This is a genomic window from Polaribacter sp. Hel1_33_96 (assembly GCF_002846595.1).
Taxonomy (GTDB): Bacteria; Bacteroidota; Bacteroidia; order Flavobacteriales; family Flavobacteriaceae; genus Polaribacter.
In genome coordinates this window covers 404,560-421,515 of record NZ_PJMV01000001.1, presented here as the reverse complement: position 1 = coordinate 421,515, position 16,956 = coordinate 404,560, and the positions used below count along the sequence as shown (strand labels likewise).

The 16,956-nt window shown below is 31.2% G+C and carries 15 protein-coding genes; 3 read left to right on the top strand and 12 right to left on the bottom strand.

The genetic code is table 11. The features are described 5' to 3' along the window. Window positions 1-3: 3 nt before the first annotated feature. On the bottom strand, window positions 4-1,203 hold the full coding sequence (locus tag ATE90_RS01910; protein ID WP_036783245.1) for an aminotransferase class I/II-fold pyridoxal phosphate-dependent enzyme: 1,200 nt from the start codon (window positions 1,201-1,203) through the stop codon (window positions 4-6). A gap of 157 nt (window positions 1,204-1,360) precedes the next feature. Here ATE90_RS01910 and ATE90_RS01905 point away from each other — a divergent pair, with 157 nt between their 5' ends. Continuing rightward, window positions 1,361-1,819, top strand: coding sequence for an Lrp/AsnC family transcriptional regulator (locus ATE90_RS01905; RefSeq protein ID WP_036783243.1), 459 nt, complete (start codon window positions 1,361-1,363; stop codon window positions 1,817-1,819). A 213-nt stretch (window positions 1,820-2,032) separates the two neighbouring features. On the opposite strand, the gene ATE90_RS01900 is transcribed toward ATE90_RS01905, so the two are convergent. From ATE90_RS01900 to ATE90_RS01870, 7 genes are all read right to left on the bottom strand, one after another. Then, a complete protein-coding gene (locus ATE90_RS01900) occupies window positions 2,033-2,671 on the bottom strand; it encodes a YceI family protein (RefSeq protein WP_036788021.1) in 639 nt (212 codons plus the stop codon). Between the two features lie 114 nt (window positions 2,672-2,785). Continuing rightward, window positions 2,786-3,238 (bottom strand): D-aminoacyl-tRNA deacylase, encoded by a 453-nt coding sequence (dtd, locus tag ATE90_RS01895; protein WP_036783241.1) that lies wholly within the window; start codon window positions 3,236-3,238, stop codon window positions 2,786-2,788. Window positions 3,239-3,241: 3 nt separating this feature from the next. After that, window positions 3,242-4,207 carry a ribosome small subunit-dependent GTPase A gene (gene rsgA, locus ATE90_RS01890; RefSeq protein ID WP_036783238.1) on the bottom strand — a complete coding sequence of 322 codons (966 nt, stop codon included), beginning with the start codon at window positions 4,205-4,207 and terminating at the stop codon, window positions 3,242-3,244. A gap of 296 nt (window positions 4,208-4,503) precedes the next feature. Continuing rightward, window positions 4,504-5,586: a bifunctional 3-deoxy-7-phosphoheptulonate synthase/chorismate mutase type II gene (locus tag ATE90_RS01885; RefSeq protein WP_036783235.1), complete on the bottom strand. Its 1,083-nt coding sequence runs from the start codon at window positions 5,584-5,586 to the stop codon at window positions 4,504-4,506. Window positions 5,587-5,606: 20 nt separating this feature from the next. Next, window positions 5,607-6,458 carry a prephenate dehydrogenase gene (locus ATE90_RS01880; RefSeq protein WP_036783232.1) on the bottom strand — a complete coding sequence of 284 codons (852 nt, stop codon included), beginning with the start codon at window positions 6,456-6,458 and terminating at the stop codon, window positions 5,607-5,609. Then, window positions 6,455-7,597: a pyridoxal phosphate-dependent aminotransferase gene (locus ATE90_RS01875; protein WP_036783229.1), complete on the bottom strand. Its 1,143-nt coding sequence runs from the start codon at window positions 7,595-7,597 to the stop codon at window positions 6,455-6,457. The genes ATE90_RS01880 and ATE90_RS01875 overlap by 4 nt, the downstream gene beginning before the upstream one ends. Beyond that, a complete protein-coding gene (locus ATE90_RS01870) occupies window positions 7,594-8,421 on the bottom strand; it encodes a prephenate dehydratase (RefSeq protein WP_036783226.1) in 828 nt (275 codons plus the stop codon). The genes ATE90_RS01875 and ATE90_RS01870 overlap by 4 nt, the downstream gene beginning before the upstream one ends. Before the next feature lie 484 nt (window positions 8,422-8,905). Here ATE90_RS01870 and ATE90_RS01865 point away from each other — a divergent pair, with 484 nt between their 5' ends. After that, window positions 8,906-9,271, top strand: a complete 366-nt coding sequence (locus ATE90_RS01865) for a DUF2237 family protein (protein ID WP_036783223.1) — start codon at window positions 8,906-8,908, stop codon at window positions 9,269-9,271. 6 nt (window positions 9,272-9,277) lie between these two features. After that, window positions 9,278-9,706 carry a hypothetical protein gene (locus tag ATE90_RS01860; protein ID WP_036788020.1) on the top strand — a complete coding sequence of 143 codons (429 nt, stop codon included), beginning with the start codon at window positions 9,278-9,280 and terminating at the stop codon, window positions 9,704-9,706. Between the two features lie 63 nt (window positions 9,707-9,769). On the opposite strand, the gene ATE90_RS01855 is transcribed toward ATE90_RS01860, so the two are convergent. The 4 genes from ATE90_RS01855 to ATE90_RS01840 form a co-directional block, all read right to left on the bottom strand. Continuing rightward, complete coding sequence (locus ATE90_RS01855; protein ID WP_231959999.1) at window positions 9,770-10,870, bottom strand: serine hydrolase domain-containing protein; 1,101 nt, start codon at window positions 10,868-10,870, stop codon at window positions 9,770-9,772. Window positions 10,871-11,485: 615 nt separating this feature from the next. After that, window positions 11,486-13,141 (bottom strand): alpha-amylase family glycosyl hydrolase, encoded by a 1,656-nt coding sequence (locus ATE90_RS01850; RefSeq protein ID WP_036783220.1) that lies wholly within the window; start codon window positions 13,139-13,141, stop codon window positions 11,486-11,488. A gap of 2 nt (window positions 13,142-13,143) precedes the next feature. Beyond that, entirely contained in the window at window positions 13,144-14,556 is a 1,413-nt protein-coding gene (locus tag ATE90_RS01845) for an alpha-amylase family glycosyl hydrolase (protein WP_036783218.1), read from the bottom strand. Window positions 14,557-14,562: 6 nt separating this feature from the next. After that, window positions 14,563-16,944 (bottom strand): glycoside hydrolase family 31 protein, encoded by a 2,382-nt coding sequence (locus tag ATE90_RS01840; protein WP_036783215.1) that lies wholly within the window; start codon window positions 16,942-16,944, stop codon window positions 14,563-14,565. Window positions 16,945-16,956: the final 12 nt, after the last annotated feature.

The window sequence follows — 16,956 nt, the reverse complement described above, 5'->3', positions numbered from 1 at the left end:
TTGTTATAAAACACCCACTTCTTTCATACAGGATTTCATCATTTCATACGTTCTTTCAATATCATTATCTAAACCTATTGAAAATCTGATTAATCCATCTGAAAGACCCATTTCTTTTTGTTCTTCTTCTGATATTTCTGAAGATGTAGAGGATCCAGGAGCAGAAAACAATGTTTTATAAAACCCTAAACTTACTGCTAAGTAACCCAAGTTTTTCTGCTGCATTAATTCCATTAATTCATTTGCTTTTTCTAAAGAACCTGCATCAATCGTTAACATGCCACCAAAACCAAATTCAACATTCATCATACTTTTAAAAAGTTGGTGAGAAGGATGAGATGTTAAACCCGGATATACCGTTTTCAATCCATCAGTTTCAAATTTGTCCGCTAAAAAAGCAGCATTCAAACTATGTTGTTTCATTCTAATATGCAAAGTTCTCATGTTTTTTAAGACGGATGAAGCTCTTAAACTATCCATTGTAGCTCCTAATAACATGCTAGCGCCATCATTTACATTTCGCAAATCGTTGATAAATTCTTGTGTTCCACAAACCACTCCTCCAACGGTATCTGAAGACCCATTTATAAACTTTGTTAAACTATGGCAAACTACATCTGCACCTAACTTTGCTGGTGAAATTGACAAAGGAGAAAACGTATTATCCACTACTAATTTTAAATTATATTTTTTAGCTAAGGCAGACAAAGCTCTAATGTCTGCAACTTCTAACAAAGGATTACTCACAGATTCACAATACAAAACTTTCGTTTTCTCAGTAATAGCAGCTTCTACAATATCTAATTTTGTGATGTCTACAAAAGTAGTTTCAATTCCTAGTCTTGGTGTGAAGTTTTTTAAGAATGCATACGTTCCGCCATAAATAGTTCGGCTAGAAACAATATGTTCTCCTGCAGCAACTAACTGCAATAAAACAGGTGTAATTGCGCCCATTCCGGAAGCAGCAACATTTGCCGTTTCTGTACCCTCCATAGCAGCTAAAGCTTCTCCTAAATATAAATTACTGGGAGTAGAATGACGTGAATACAAATAACAACCATCAGTATTTCCTTCAAAAGTATCTACCATTGTTTTTGCCGATAAGAAAGTATAGGTAGATGAATCTGAAATAGATGGATTTACACCACCGAATTCGCCAAAATACTGTAAATCTTGAATGTTATCTGCTGGATTGAATTTCATAATTGATCGTTTTATTTTACAACAAAATAACAACTAAATAGAAATAAAGTCAACTTAAAGAATTATATATAAATTATTTATCTAAATTTGAACTAGTAATTAGTTTTAAAAACTATATATATACAAGTGAATATCTTTTTTTAGAAAATTTTTAATTATGCATTTAGATTTTATAGATAAAAAACTTATCAATTTGCTGCAAAATGATAGTAAACAAACCACCAAAAAACTCTCTTTACAATTAAACCTATCGGTTACTGCTGTTTATGAACGTATTAAAAAACTTGAAAAAGGAGAAGTCATTCAAAAGTATGTCGCCATTATTAATAAACATAAAATTGATAAATCTTTTTTAGTGTTTTGTCACATTAAACTGATTCAACATTCTAAAGAATTTGTTACTACTTTCGAAAGGGAAATCTTGAAGTTAGAGGAAGTTTCTGAGTGTTTTCATGTGAGTGGTGAGTATGATTATATCTTAAAAGTGTATGTAAAAGATATGGACGAATACCGGGAATTTATGGTTAAAAAACTAACTGCTATTAAACATATTGGCAGTACACATAGTACTTTTGCCATTGAAGAAGTAAAAAACACTACACTGATTAATCTATAAAAAAAACCCAAAACTTTCGTTCTGGGTCTTTAAATCATTCTTCTTCAAATAAACTATCTACTATTTACTTGAATGTGATCCGTCACAATATCCATTTGGGTCTTGAGTGTTTCCACATCCACAAGGTCTGTCTGCTTTATTAAGTTTCATATTTTTAGTAATTTTTAAAGTTAAACTATTTGGGTTGATACTTAGTTCGTATAAATATATTGATTATGCTTTTGTTTTTACTTCAAAAGACATCTCCATTAAATCATTTATAAATTTATCTTTTAATCCTTCTATCCATCTTTTAGAACCATATTTTACATTAAAATCTGCTCTATCTACATTAAAAACATCACTTTTAAAAGTAGTTACTCCACCTTCTGTAGAAATCATTGCAGGAATTGTAATACTCTTTGTAACATCTTTAATTTGTAAGTTACCTGTTACAGCTAACTTTCCTTCAACGTCTTCTACCTTGGTAATTACAAATTTAGAAGTAGGATATACAGCGATATCAAAAAAGTCTGGTGCTTTTAAATGACCTTCTATTTTTCCTGCACCATCACTTCCAGCCATGTCTACATTTGTAATCGTATTCATATCTATTACAAACTCACCTCCTTTTAAAGTCCCTTCTTCAACTAATAAACCTCCGCTCTTTATTGCTACTGTTCCGTTATGAGAACCAGTTGGTTTAGTTCCTATCCAAGTTAAAACAGAAGCTGTAGTATCTACATTATCTAACGCTGCAATACTTACCTCTACTTTTACAGCCTCCTTTACTTCCACTTTTTCTTTTTTCTCACCTTTACATGCCGTTAAAAGTGATGCTACTACTACTAATGATAAAACTATTTTTCTCATTTTTTTATTGATTTTAAATTTATTTTCCATGGCAAATATATGTTATTTATTTTCCTTGGAATATAGTAATGATTTTTTTTTGATAAAATTAACAGTTGGGGTAATTCAGAAAATTTATGCCTTTACTTTAGAATCTATAATAATGGTTACTGGTCCATCATTTAACAACTCAACTTTCATATCTGCACCAAATTCTCCTGTTTGCACTTTCTTATTTAATTCTTTTTCTAAGGATGCCACAAATTGCTGATATAACGGAATTGCCACTGCTGGTTTTGCCGCTTTCATATAACTTGGTCTGCTTCCTTTTTTGGTAGATGCATGTAATGTAAATTGACTCACTACAATTACATTTCCATCAATATCAATTAGAGATTTATTCATAACATCGTTCTCATCATTAAAAACACGAAGACTCGACACTTTTCTTACCAACCAATTAATATCTGCTTCAGTATCTTCTTCCACAATTCCCAAAAGAATAAGCAATCCTTCTTGTATGTCTGCAACTTTATGTTGGTTAATCGTTACACTCGCTTTTGATACTCTTTGAACAACAATTTTCATCCTTTACTCATTATCCTCTTCGTTCCAAATATCTGTTCTAAAATGCTCTTTTTCTTCTTCGCCATCTAAAATTTGAAGGTAGCTTTTATAACGAGACCAAGAAATTTTTTCTTCTTCTAAAGCTTGTTTTACAGCACAGTTAGGTTCTTTTGTATGAATACAATTATTAAATTTACAATCTTGTTTTAAGGCAAAGAACTCTGGAAAATAATCTCCTAATTCGTATTTATCAATATCTACAATTCCAAAACCTTTAATTCCTGGTGTATCTATAATTCTTGCATCAAAACTTAAATCGAACATTTCTGCAAAAGTTGTTGTGTGTTTTCCTTGGTTGTGTTGATCTGAAATTTCTTTGGTTTTCAAATTTAAAGAGGGCTCTATTGCATTGACTAAGGTAGATTTACCAACTCCTGAATGACCTACAAACATGGATGTTTTACCTGTCATTATTTCCTTAATTTGATCTATATTTATATTTTGAGTAGAAGAAACTTCTATACATCTATAACCAATTGCTTCGTATATATCTTTCAGGTATAAAATTTCTGCACGCTCTTCAATTTCATAAGAATCAATTTTATTAAAAACCAAAATAGTATCTATCCTGTATGCTCTTGTAGAGACTAAAAAACGATCTATAAATGCCGTAAATGTTGGCGGATTGTTAATCGTTATCAGCAAAAAAACTTGATCAATATTTGCTGCAATAATATGTATTTGTTTAGAAAGGTTTACAGATTTTCTGACGATGAAATTATCTCTATCCAAAATCTTTTGAATGACACCGGTTTCTTCATCTCCTTTTTTTTCTAAATTGAAAACAACCTTATCACCAACCGCGATTGGATTGGTGCTTTTTATATCTTTAATTCTAAATTTTCCTTTAATTCTACATTGATGAAACTCACCATCTTCAGATTTTACTTGATACCAGCTTCCTGTAGATTTATATACGATTCCTGTCATTGGTACAAAGATGCAGAATTTTAAATAAAAAGGAGAATGTCAGTTCGAGTGATTTTCAATTTTATGAGAAAATTATAGCATCATAAAAAGTATAAAAAAAATCCTTCAGGCTTTAAAAACCTAAAGGATCTATAAATTCTATTGATAATTTTAAAGCACTTACTTTTAAGGTTTCCCTTTGCGTTAGGGATTAAGTGGTTTGTTTGAGCTCTTTTTGTTTTTTTTTAAACAAAAAAGCGAGTAACGAAAGCCTGACTTGGTCCTGAACGCCTTCAGGATAAAGCAACGCCCAAAAATTATCCGTTAATAATCTTTTCTTGATGATTGATCGATTCTTGGTGAATTGCTTTAAACATTTTTAAAACAAACTCTTCACTTAGACCTCTACTATCCCCTTCTAAAACCATGTTACCTAAAATTTCGTTCCAACGTCTAGACTGTAAAACAGCCACGTTTTGATCTTTCTTTAAAGCTCCAATTTTATCGGCAACTTGCATTCTTTTGCCTAACATCTCAATTAACTGATCATCTACAACGTTAATTTGTGCTCTCAAATTCTCTAAAGGCTCTCTGTAACTAGAAGCCGTTTCAGTAGTTTTTTTGATTTTTAATTCATCCATAATAGACTTTAACTTTGTTGGCGTAACTTGCTGAGCAGCATCACTCCAAGCATTTTCAGGATCGTAATGTGTTTCAATCATTAAACCATCAAAATTTAAATCTAAAGCAACCTGAGAAATATCTTGAATCATTTCTCTATTCCCAGTAATGTGAGAGGGATCGTTGATTAAAGGTAAATCTGGAAATTTATTTTGAAACTCAATAGCCAATTGCCAGTTAGGATTATTTCTGTACTTCGTTTTTTCATAAGTAGAAAAACCTCTATGAATTGCTCCTAAATTTTTAATACCTGCTGTATATAATCTTTCAATACCCCCTAGCCATAAAGCTAAATCTGGATTTACTGGATTTTTAACCAACACAATTTTGTCTGTTCCTGCCAAAGCATCTGCAATTTCTTGCATAATAAAAGGTGAAACTGTAGAACGAGCACCAATCCATAATAAATCTACATCATTTTCGATCGCTAGTTTTACATGCGCTGCATTGGCAACTTCTGTACAGGTTTTCATCCCTGTTTCTTCTTTTACTTTCTTTAACCATCTTAGACCAATTTCACCAACACCTTCAAACATTCCTGGTCTTGTTCTTGGTTTCCAAATTCCCGCTCTAAAATAGTTTACATCAGAATCTTTTAATTCGTGTGCGATTTTTAAAACCTGTTCTTCGGTTTCTGCACTACAAGGCCCTGCTATTACTAGTGGATGCGCTAAATTCATATCATCCAACCATGTTCTTAATTCTTTTGTATTCTTCATTTTTCTACTTGTTTTGGCTCTTAGTTTATGCCGTTTAAAATTTGTTTTATATAATTTGTGTTCTCCATTTCTTTAAAAATTTCAGAGAAATTATCTTGTTCCATCAACTCTTTAAATTGTTGCAAATTATGGATGTATTCTTCTAACGTTTCTATTACGTTTTCTTTATTTTGTTTAAAAATTGGCGTCCACATTGCTGGCGAACTTTTTGCCAAACGCACAGTTGATTCAAAACCTGAACCTGCCATATCAAAAATATCGCGTTCATTTTTTTCTTTATCAATTACTGTTTTACCTAACATAAATGCACTAATGTGTGATAAGTGCGAAACATACGCAATATGTTTATCATGAGAAACAGGATCCATATAACGAATACGCATTCCAATTGCTGTAAATAACTGCAATGCTTTTTCTTGAAGCTTAAAAGTTGTTTTTTCTACTTCACAAATAATATTGGTTTTTCCAATGTATAAGCCAGAAATTGCCGCTGTGGGCCCAGACTTTTCTGTCCCTGCAATTGGGTGACATGCTAAAAAATTTCTTCTTTTTGGATGATGTTCAACTGCTTTACAGATTGCCTCTTTTGTTGATCCTGCATCTACTACCAAACCTGTCTCAGGAATTTTATCTAAAATCGTTGGTAATAATTTTACCGTGGCATCTACCGGAATTGAAACAATTACTAAATCTGCATTCTTTATATCATCTAAAGTTGCTTTCTTATCTATTAAATTTAATGTTAAAGCCTTATTTAAGGTTTCATCTTTTCTGCTAATTCCGTGAATAATAGCATTTGGATTGTTTTTTTTAATATCAATAGCAAAACTACCGCCAATTAAACCAATACCAATCATGTATATATTTTTCATATTCTTGCTATTGCTTCTTTAATTATTTCTGAAGTTACACATAACGAAAAACGTATATACCCTTCTCCTTGGCTGCCAAAAACAGTTCCTGGAGTTATAAAAATATCTTTATCGTATAAAATTGCATCTGTAACTGCTGTAGATTTTTGCCCTTCTGGGATTTTTGCCCAAACAAATAACCCTGTTGAATTTGTATCGTAAGTAGCGTTTAATTTATCTGCTAATTGCCAAACTAAATTTCTACGTTCTTCATATATTCTATTTTGAGCTAAAAACCAATCATCAGATAATTGAAGGGCTTCTATGGCTCCTTTTTGAATTCCGTAAAACATCCCAGAATCCATATTACTTTTTACTTTTAAAATCTCATTAATGAAAGTTACATTTCCTAAAACCATACCAACTCTCCAGCCAGCCATATTAAAAGTTTTGCTTAACGAATTTAATTCTAAAGCAATATCTTTTGCGCCTTCAACTTCTAAAATACTAATAGGATTGTCATTTAAAATAAAACTATAGGGATTATCATTTATAATTAAAATCTGATGTTTTTTACCAAAAGCGACTAACTTTTCAAAGGTCTCTATCGTTGCATTTGTTCCTGTTGGCATATGGGGATAATTCACCCACATAATTTTTACCTCTGTTAAATCTTGACTTTCTAATTCCTCAAAATTTGGCTGCCAATTATTTTCGTCACATAAATTATAAAAAAGAGGCTCTGCACCTACTAATTTTGTAACAGAAGTGTAGGTAGGGTATCCAGGATTGGGAATTAACACTTTATCTCCTTCATTTAAAAAAGCCATGGAAATATGCATGATTCCTTCTTTGCTTCCCATTAAAGGCAACACCTCATTTTCTGGATTAACAGCTACACTAAACTTATTTTTATAAAAATCAGCAATTGCATTTCTTAATTCTGGTAAACCCTGATATGATTGATATTTATGCGCACTCACATCATTCAAGCTTCCTTGAATAGCCTCTAAAACTTGCATCGGTGGTTGTAAATCGGGTGAACCAATTCCCATATTTATAATTGGTTTTCCAGCAGCGACTAACCCCCTAACTTCTCTCAATTTTTTAGAGAAATAGTATTCTTGCACTGTTTCTAATCTTTTAGCTGGTTTAATCATTTTCTACCATTTTTATAGGCTCCTAAAATTTTGAATTCTTCTGCCATTATTTCAATAATTTTTACTGCTTTTTGATATTCTTCGTATTCATCAAAAGTTACATCTACAAAAAATGAATATTTCCAAGGCTTCTCTATCACCGGCAGTGACTGTATTTTCGTTAAGTTCATTTTACAATCGCTCAAAACGTTTAAAATTGCTGCTAAACCTCCTCTTTTATGGTTTAATTGAAATTTTAATGAAGATTTATTAATCTGATCGATTCCATTACTTGGCTCATGTGTTTGCACGATGACAAATCTTGTAGCATTATCTTTTATGGTTTGAATTTCATCCTCTATTACTTCTAATTCAAAAATTTCTGCGGCAATTTTTGGCGCAATTGCCGCGATACCCTCTAAAGTTCCTTTTGCAATTCTTTTCGCAACTTCTGCCGTATCTACATCTTCTACAAGCTTAATATGAGGATGTTTTTTAAAAAACTCCTTACATTGTAACAATGCCATTGGATGCGACCAAACTTCTTTAATATCTTTTATCTGCTGACCTGGTAATGCCATTAAATGATGGTGAATATTTAAATACTCTTCACCTACAATATGCAAATTATTACTATCTATTAGCGCATAATTTGGTATAATAGAACCTGCAATTGTATTCTCTAAAGCCATTACTCCATACGTTGCAGAACCATCTAATAAACTATCTACCAATACATCAAAAGACATGCATTCTTTTAATTGAACTGCTGTTCCGTAAAAGTCGCGTGCAACTTTATGGTGATTTGAGCCTTCTGCTCCTTGTATTGCAATAATTTTGTTCATTTATATCAAAAAAAAAGTCTCGAATTAAATTCGAGACTTTATATTATGTGAATGTTTCTTAACAACATGATACAAAGTCTCTTCTTTTATTGTAAAAATAAAAGTATACATAGAAACGAGTAAAATTGTTGTTTAACATTTTGTTCTCTAATGGTTGAAAGAACAAATCTAGAGATTATATTGGGATATACAAATATTATTAAAAAAGTTTACAAATTTTTATGAAATTTTCAAAATGAGTTCATTATTTTTATCAAAATTCAACTTATATTGGTTTATATTTAAATAAATGCAATAATATTTAAAGAAAAAAAAGTAACAAATAACGGTAACTTTAAAGTAGATATAAGTTGCATTGCATCTTTCTTAGCAGCTGAATACTCCTGAAACTACTTTACAATCTCTAAAGAATGAGTATGGATCGAAAGAATCTTAGAAAATTAGTTTTTGTATCTTTATCTACTTAAATTTTAAAGCGACTGAATTGGAATTAAACGTATTTAATAAACCTTTAGAGAGCTGTTGCCAAAAACCAGCAACGGGTTATTTTAGAGATGGCTTTTGCAGAACAGTTTCTCATGATGTGGGCACACACACGGTTTGCGCAATTGTTACTCAAGAGTTTTTAGACTATTCTGCATCTAAAGGAAATGATTTAATGACGCCAATTCCGTATTGGAATTTTCCTGGTTTACAACCTGGTGATCAATGGTGTTTATGTATTTCTAGATGGTTACAAGCAGAAAAAGTTGGAAAAGCACCTTTGATAAAGTTAGCTGCTACACATATAAAATCGTTACAATACACAAGTTTAGAAGTTCTTGAAAAATATGCTTTCATTAAACAGTAATTGACATTGGACTATTCGAAAACTATATTACAGATTTCTCTTTTAATTGATGCCGGATTAGTTGTTCTTATTTGGATGGTACAACTTATTATTTATCCAAGTTTTACATATTACAAAATTGAAAATCTAATAAAATGGCATCAAAAATATACAACAGGAATTGCAGTCATTGTTATTCCGTTAATGCTTAGTCAGTTAATAATAGCCGTTATAGATGTTTTTCTGAATTTTAGTTGGCTATCCGCAGCTACACTATCGATTGTACTATTTCTGTGGGTTTTTACTTTTTTAAACTTTGCTCCTCTTCATTTAAAAATCACTACTGGTGAAGTTACTAGAGAATTACTACTCCGTTTAATTCGCTTGAATTGGATTCGAACTTTTTTTTGGTCATTACTTTTCATTTTTCATATCATGATATACATCTCTTTTTAAATCAAAAAGATACTTGGCGTTCGAAAGGAAAAATAAAGTGTACGACCTAGTATGTTAGATAAATTACAAAACGAAGTTTTCAGTAACAATTTTTTTTATTTTTTTTGTAAGTGATTTCGTAGCGTTATAACTGGTGTGTTCTAACACAATTACAACCAAGTCATCTTCCAAATATTTTGTAAGCCCTGTGCTAAAACCGTTCCATTTACCATGATGATAAATGCTTTTTTCTCGTTTAGTATCAATTCTAAAACCGAAGCCATAGGGTACTTCTCTTCCGTAAATTGTTTCTCCTTTTGAATACATAAGCGCTAACGACTCTTTAGTTAGAAGTCTTCCTGTATTTAATCCATGAGTCCATTTAAACAAATCCTCTGCAGTAGTATACACATTTTTGTCACCAACAATCGCGTCATTTACGGTACCTTTTATTTTTAAATGTCTCCATCCTCTATGCAGTCGGTAGCCATCTAATTGATCTTCTTTGATACTATCATTTTCAAAACTGTATACATATGAATGTTTCATTTGTAACGGTTCAAAAATATTGCTTTTTAAAAAAGAACTAAAGGAAGTACCAGAAACTTTTTCAACAATAGAAGCTAGCACAAAATAGCCTGTATTCGAATAATCAAAATTACGGCCTGATTTAAAATACCGTTGCACATCGCTTGACTCTAAAAACGTCATCATTTCACTATTTGTAGGAGCCTTTTCTTTCAACCATTTATGCTCTGCTACCCAAAAATATTTAGGCAATCCTGCAGTATGATTTAAAAGGTTTTTAATCGTCACATTCTTAAAAGGAAAATCTGGAAAATACCTATTGACAGTATCGGTCAGTCTCACTTTTTTACGCTCATTTAAAAGCATAATGGCGGCTGCAGTAAATTGCTTACTTACAGAAGCTAATTGAAATACGGATTCTTTTTTTAAGGGAGCTTTCTTTTTAAAATCTGCAATGCCTATTTGATTGCTGTACAATATTTTTTCATTCTTTGCCACTAATACTGCTCCATTAAAATCATGCCTTTTATTGATACGTTTTAATAATAAATCTAATTTATGGCGTACATTTTTTGTAAGGTTTTCAGAATAGTGTTCTATGGAAAGAGGGGGTTCCTCTTTTATTAGCGATGATAAAGGCGGTTTAGCTACTGTCAATACATTCTTCGGTGCTATATTCTTGGCTATGAGGAAAAACACACATATCAAAAGCAGGAGTAATAGGGCTATTTCTTTACTATATTTTTTTAGATACAATTGGAGGAATTAAGATTTTAGCAGCAAGTTAGCAATCATTTTTGTATTTCTGAGATGCTTGCCTTAAATTTTCACCTAAAAAGTAAATTTTATGATTTTATTTAACTTTTCATAGATAAAAAATACTGGTATTTATGTTTGTTAAGATGTACACTTATTCATAAACTCTTTCAGTTTTTTGATTTGATCCTTGAGACTTTAAACATTCTTTGAAATATTTTAAATTGTAAAAACATCGCAAATGAGCTACTTTTTGCAATCTGTACAAAACTTAAAAAAGACTTCATTAATCGATTTTAATGATGCTAACATGTGCAAATTTACAAACTGTTGATTTCAAGATAAAAAAGAAAATAGATAGGTATTAAAAACTTAAAAATAATCAACTAGAGTAATTTTGTAAAATTCCATTTTTCTCTTAACCGTAATTTTAATTGTTTTATTTAAATCAAAAAAAAAATACTTCCGAAGTTTTCTCAACATTCTTTGAGTTAAAAAATAAAAATTCCGACAGTTTTAAAATTTTACTTTTTCTATCAAAACAATCTCATAGGGCGAATCCAAGTATACAATACCCTCTTTAATGATCAACTTTTTTTTAGAATAGAAATCAAATAAATGGTCTGTATTTTTATAAACAGAAGAAATTTCAATTAGTTTTTTTCCTTTTGGTAAATTTATTCCAATAACTACTTTGTCTTTATTGCTAACTCTTGAAAAAATCAATCCATTTTCCTCTGAAATTAATTCGTGCTTCCCTGCTCCAACGGCCATATGATTACTTCTAAACTGACCAATTTTTTGCCAATGAGTTAATATCTTTTTAGTTTCATCAGTGTTTTTAACTTCATCCCAATTCATAAAAGAACGTAAAGTTGCATCTCCAACAGTGCCTGCTATTGTTAAATCTCTTGCAGATTCATCACCATAATACACTTGTGCAGTACCTGGCGTTAACAACAACATTGTTGCCGTCTTATAAGGCATTTTTCTTTCTTTATCAAAAGGTTGACCATCATCATGTGAGGTCAAATAATTCAAAACTCCATACCCTTTTAAATCATTATTAAGAATAGAATCATACTTCTGAAAAACCTCTTTTTCTGCCATTTGTTTCACATTCCACTTCAATTCAAAATTGATTAAACTATTAAAAGCGTTGTCAAAGTAATTTACTTTTTTATCACCAAAATCATACGATTTTTTATGTGAGATTGCGTAATTATAAACTTCTCCAACTAAATAAAACTCGTTATTATCTAAGATTTTTTGGGGATTATTTTGCTTAAAAACGTTAAAAGCATGATCACATTCTTTTCTAAATTCTTGCCAAACAAAATTTTCAGTATGCTTTACCGTATCAACTCTATACCCATCAATTCCAAATTCGGTAATATAATCTGTTAACCACTTCATAATATAAAAACGGGGAGCTTTTGGATACCCTGTTCTTTTAAAGAACGCATCTAATTCTTTTTTTTCTTGCACATATCGCCCTTCTGCCTTCCATTTCTCCACTAATTGAGGTGGCAATGCTACATTTTCATTACTTTCTGTTTTGATATCGGGCAAGTTTTTAACCAATGTGCATGAAACAGTATTTTTATAGGTTGCATAATTGCACTGTGGTGACTCGCGCACCCAATCAGTTGGCCAGACGGGATCTTCTTTTGTTACTGGCCCGGTGTGATTAATAACTGCATCTAATAAAATTCTGATACCTCTTTTATGGGCAGCTGCAATCAATTCTTTTAAATCTTCTTTATTCCCAAAATTACGATCTATGGCAGTCCAATCTTTTGTCCAATACCCATGGTAACCATAACTCTTTCCTGTTCCTTCGTCTGTTCCAGCATGAATTTGTTCTACAATTGGCGTCATCCAAATGGCATTTATACCCAATTCTGTAAAATAACCCTCTTTTATTTTTTGAGTAATTCCTTTGAGATCTCCTCCTTGAAAACCTCTTAACTTTGCAGCATCTTGAATTCTATTGTAACTAAAATCATTAGAGGTGTCACCGTTGTTAAATCTATCTGTAAGCAAGAAATAAATACTAGCACCTTCCCAAAAAAACGTAGTCGTTTTTTTAGGTAATGAGGGTTTTTGTCCGGCAATAGAATTGCAAGCAAAAAAGTTAAGCAAAGAAAGTATTATTAAAATTTTCTTCATTTTTATTGCACTAAAATTTTATATTGAAAACTACCTATCTCCATAGAGTCTTTACCTATTTCAATCTTATTATTACTAATAAAATCAGTGAAGGAGCCATTTTCGGGAACTTTTAATTTGATACTATTTTTAGAAAAATTACTTATAAATAATAAAGTTTTATCCCCTTTTACTCGCTTTAAAATCACCGTTTCTTGATCACTTTCTAATATTTCTAAAGAAGCACTTTCTTTTCCGCCATTTAATGCTAAATAAGTATTCTTTAAAGTTCCTATTTTTTCTAAATAGCGGAATGATGTTCCTTTTGTTTTTGGAATAGAATCTTTCTCGAAGAATTTTAATCTATGGTTTAAATCATATTCTTGTCCTGAATAAATTAAAGGCATCCCTGGTAAAACATAACTCAATGCCGTTAATAGTTCAACGTGGTCTCCCATTCTTTCTTTTACCGTTCCATTCCAAGAATTTTCATCATGGTTCGTTACAAAATTCATTAAAATATCATCCTTTTCATAACGATCAAAATACAGCTGTTTGATATATGCTTTTAAATCATCAGCAGTACTTTCACCTTTCGCTAAATTATTTAATAAATGATGTCCGTCCCAAGCGTAGGCCATGTCAAAAAGATCCCCTTTTAGTAGTTCAGGCTCCCATGCCTCTGCTAACATAAAAATTTCTTTTTCTGCTCTTAATATTGGTATGGCACTTTGCCAAAATGTTGTGGGTACCGAACCTGCAACATCACATCTAAAACCATCTATACCTTCATTTTGTATCCAATATTTCATGTCTGCAATCATCGCTTCCTGCATGTCTTTGTTCTTGTAATTTAAGTCGGCTACGTCTGTCCAATCAGTGTCTTTAGGGTGTACAATATCTCCTTTTTCATTTTGAGTATAAAATGCTGGATTGGTTTTTAGCCATTTATGATCCCAACCTGTATGATTAGGCACCCAATCTAAAATTACGTAGATCCCATTGTCATGAGCACTTTTTATGAGTTCTCTAAAATCTTGCAGGGTACCAAATTCTGGATTTATTTTAGTAAAATCCGATACTGCATAGTAGCTCCCTAAATATTTACTTTGCTGTTCTTTAGGAAATTCTGAAGCAAACATACTTTTTGGTCCACCTGTAGCTTTCCGTTTTGTTTCTGAAATTGGAAAAATTGGCATTAACCAAATAATTTTTACTCCTAATTTTTTAATTTCAGGTATGTCTTTTGTGAATTCATCAAAAGTTCCTTTGGCTGAATATTGTCGAATATTTGCCTCATAAATAACAGCAGTTTCTAAGTCTGAATTTGAAATAGGACTTATTTTTTTTGAGCTATTTTTTAAAGTGTCTTTTTTTTCTGTTACACAAGAAAAAATAAATAAAAACAGGAATGGTGCGAGAAGTAATTTCTTCATTAAAATTTAATTATGAGTTAATTTAATCGTTATTTTTTTCTTTGGATTCCATAAAACAGGAATGGTGATTTGATTTTTATTAGTAAAAGATTTAATTTTTTTACCGGCCACTTTTATGTTGTTGGGCTGCCAATTCATATTATGAATTATTAATTTAATTTTTTTAATTTTTGGATTCCATTTTTTACCAATACTTGCATTAAAATTAAATTTTAAACCTTTTTTTGTAGACTTAGCTTCTAGTTTTAGAATTTCATATTGCTCTTTCTCAAAAGCAGAAGAAAGTAAACCATTATCATTATAAACTTCTCTCGCACTCTGCTCTATTAAAGAATCATGAAAATAATGTATTTCTAAATTATCGCCTTTATAGTCATCTGTTGTTTGAACTAATTTTGTCATTGTAATAAAGGCCCCTGCTCTAACATAGGTTGGAATCGAATGCTCTTCAACCTTTATAATTTTAGTCTGTCCACCTTTAATTTTTTTATCTGAATAAAAATTATACCAATTAGTATTTTTAGGAAAATAAACTTCTTTCGTGCTTATAGAATCCTTTAAAATTGGTGTAATTAAAAAATCTTTTCCCCATAGGTAAGTCGATGCGTTAGTCATCAGTTCTTCCTCATCTTCTTCAAAGAAAATTGGACGCATTAAAGGCGTTCCTTTTTGATTGTTTTCGAAAGCTAAATTGTAATTATAAGGCAATAATCTATAGCGCAACTCAATAGACTCTCTAGCTAGTTTTTTTACTTTTTCGCTTCTAAAAACGGGCTCACTAGGTACCTCTTCTTGCGCATGAGGTCTAAAAATTGGTTGAAAAACACCATATTGTAGCCATCGTATGTATAAATTGTCATCTAAATTTGCACCTGCAAAACCGCCCAAATCAGAATGCATATATCCTAAACCTTGCATTCCCATTTGTAAGGCAATTTCTGGTTGAGATTGCAAACCTCCCCAACTTCTATTCACGTCTCCAGACCAAGGAATCATGCCAAAACGTTGCGAACCAGAATAGCCTGCTCTCATTAAAATAAAGGGTCTTTCTGCTGAGAAATCTTTTTGATAACCTTCAAAAATTAAACGTGCCCAATCATGACCGTAAATGTTATGAACTTCGTCTGCAGAACCCGTTGCATGTTGCACCCAGCTGGGATGTACTTCTGGCTCACCTAAGTCTCCCCAAAGTCCTTTTACACCTAAATTTAAAATGTCTTTATATATCTTCCAAAACCAATCTTTTCCTGCTGTTTTATATATATCTACAATACCTGTGTTTCCAAAATAAAAATCATATTTGGCAGGATTACCAATTGAATCTTTTGCTAAAATATCTTTTTCTACAGTTTCATTCCATTTTTTTGAATTGGATAAAATAAAAGGTTCTGTAATTAAAACAGTTTTAACACCTTTATTTTTTAATGTAGAAATCATTCCTTTCATATCTGGAAAAGAATCTTTGTGCACCTCTAAATTCCCCATTGTTCCTTTTATATCTTTCCCAAACCAAAACAAATCTAAAATAACAGCATCTACAGGAATTTCTTCTTCTTTAAACTTTGTAATTGTTTCTGTTGTTTCTTTTTGCGAATGATAACCAAATCTACTGGAGAAATTACCTAAAACCCATCTTGGTGGTAAAGGTTGTTTTCCTGTTAATTGTGTGTAATTATCAATTAAATCTTCCCAAGAATCACCAACAATAACTTGATAGGTTTTACGCCCAGAAATAGTTTCATATGTTAAAGAATTATCTTTTTTACTGTCTAAATCTAAGTACCCTATTGGAGCATTATCAAAATGAACCATGTATTTTTTTGAAGAAATTACAATCGGCATTGTAAAATTCATCAACTCAGAATGCGTTTCATAACCATAATGTGCTCTGTTGTATAATTTTAAACGATTTCCTCGTCTGTTCATACCCAAAGCTCTTGCACCTGTGCCATATAAAATTTCGTCAGAAGTAAGGTTTAATTGAATTTTTTCGTGAATAGTATCTTTTGAATACCCTATTTTTTCTGAAGTAACCTCTTTCTCCTTGTAGAAGTATGAAATTTTAAAAGGTACTTTTTGAACTTTTACTTTGATTCCTTTTGATGAAAAATTGACAAAACTAGAAGATTCCTTTAATTTTATATCTAGAAAATTTGATTTCAAGACTACTGCGTGGGAATTCTCTTTAAAATCTTCTCCTTTTGGAATAAAGGAAGTTTCAATAATCTTAGAATTATAAAATTGAATTCTATAGCGCCCATCTATAACTTCAATATCTAATATACCTCCATTTTGCATTGATGCACTTTTAAAAATCCTATCAGAATTTTGTGCTAATGAATTAAAGGATAAAAAAAATAATAAAAAGAGTACTATATAATTCTTCATAATTTTATTTTT